Source organism: Treponema sp. (genome assembly GCF_051883275.1).
GTDB lineage: Bacteria > Spirochaetota > Spirochaetia > Treponematales > Treponemataceae > Treponema_D.
In genome coordinates this window covers 1-1,687 of the sequence record NZ_JBJETK010000012.1, presented here as the reverse complement: position 1 = coordinate 1,687, position 1,687 = coordinate 1, and the positions used below count along the sequence as shown (strand labels likewise).

Annotated in this window: 2 protein-coding genes; both read right to left on the bottom strand. The window is 50.0% G+C overall.

Features of this window, described 5'->3' with window-relative positions; translation table 11 throughout:
• Positions 1-54: 54 nt before the first annotated feature.
• A complete protein-coding gene (locus tag ACI4L0_RS01045; protein WP_439798320.1) occupies positions 55-1,164 on the bottom strand; it encodes an alpha/beta hydrolase in 1,110 nt (369 codons plus the stop codon).
• Between the two features lie 85 nt (positions 1,165-1,249).
• Positions 1,250-1,687 (bottom strand): aldo/keto reductase (locus tag ACI4L0_RS01040; RefSeq protein ID WP_439798319.1); only part of this gene is annotated, 438 nt, incomplete at its 5' end.

Below are 1,687 nucleotides of genomic sequence, written 5' to 3'. Positions count from 1 at the left end.
GGGTAGGACGCAACGGAGTGCGGCCGCAGGGAGGGGCTCCTCCCTCCTTGAGTTTTATTTTAGGACTTTTGAAAGCCACTCTTCGATGTGGGCGGCGATTTGAGCGTTGTTCAGTTCCTGGAACATAAAGTGGCTGTTGCCGGTGATGCCTTCTTTGGGGAGGTCTGCGACGATTGCAGTGCCGCCGTCTGCGTTGTAGCGTTCGGCAAAGATGAGGGCGTTGTCGCGGACGGTTTTCCAGAATGTTGTTGACTGAATGTCGGCAGGTCCGTTGTCGATGTAGTCGCCGAAGTAGACTGCGACCGGGATTTTTGCGGCGAGGAGTTTTTTGTATTCTTCGGAGTCAGGTGCTGGTGTTCCGCCCGGTTCGATTGCAACGATTGCGGCGATGTTTTCTGGGTCTGTCTGCCAGCCTACGCGGCTTCCCTGTGAGTGCGTGATGTAGACTGATTTTTTTCCTGTCATTTTGCGGACGTCGACAAGGACTGCGGAAAGCGATTTGCCGAAAAGTTTTTCGTCGTAGTCGCCTGTGTTCACTGTCATCTGGCGGAAAAACTGATTTTGTGCTTCTTCGCCTGACGGGAACTGCGAGCCTTCGTAACGCTGTGGCGGAACGCGGCCGATTCTAAAATGCGTGTACCATGCCTGATCTCCCGGCTTGTAATACATTCCGCCTTCGCCCCAGGCATCAAGGCTTGACATCGTCATTTTTGCCGTCATTCCGGCTGATGCACGGCGAGGCTGGTCTACAAGAAAAACCGAATGTCCGCTACGCAAAAACATATCTGCCCAGCCTTCGCGACCGTCTGGAGTTGTCTGCCAGCCTGTCCGGCTCTGTCCGTATCCGTGCAGAAAGACTACGGGATTTTTTGTTTCACTTTCGGGAATCTGGAAAAAGACGTTTGCGTGGTCAACGTGCGCGGTGTTTCCTTCTCGTGTTGTGCTGAGCCAGTTTGTCGTTTCGTCATAAGTGCCCGGAACAGGCTCGGTGATGCTTCCGCCTGAAGAAAAAACGCCCTGCTTTTTTATGCGAAGTGTAGTGTCGTTTATTTTTGCGTTTGTTTTTGCACCTGATTTTGAACAGCCGCCTGCCGCAACAAGAAGCACAGCGGAAAATGCCGCAAGAACAGCATTCCGGCAAATTGCCTTTATTGTTTTTTTCATAAAATACCTCACTTAATTGTCAAATTGTTTTTGCTCTCTCCTGTTTTTACCCCTGCCCTGCATTTTTTGCCGGGCTTTTTATCCGCTATTTGTGCGATTTTCGTTCTTCGACCATCTTCACAAACCATTCCACCATCGCAGGGTCTTGATGGCTGAAAAACGAACTTTCGTTTCTGTCGAGAGCGGCAATTTTTTCCATATCGTCCGCAGAAAGCGAAAAGTCGAACACGTTGAAGTTTTCTGCCATACGCTCTTTGTGGGTGGACTTTGGAATTACGACAATTCCGCGCTGCAAGTGCCACCTTAGCATAACCTGAGCCACAGATTTTCCGTATTTTTCGCCGATTTTCCGCAGAACTTCGTTTTCAAAAAGCCCGCCGCGCCCTTCGCCAAACGGTGCCCAGGCTTCAAGCTGAATGTCATACTTGTCGTTCCATTTTTTTGCTTCGATTTGCTGATTGAACGGATGTATTTCCACCTGATTTACCATCGGTTTTATCCTGTTGAAGTTCGCAAACTCAAC

Excerpts from the sequence above, each read along its gene's own strand:
- ACI4L0_RS01045 (WP_439798320.1), bottom strand. The coding sequence starts at position 1,164 with ATGAAAAAAACAATAAAGGCAATTTGCCGGAATGCTGTTCTTGCGGCA.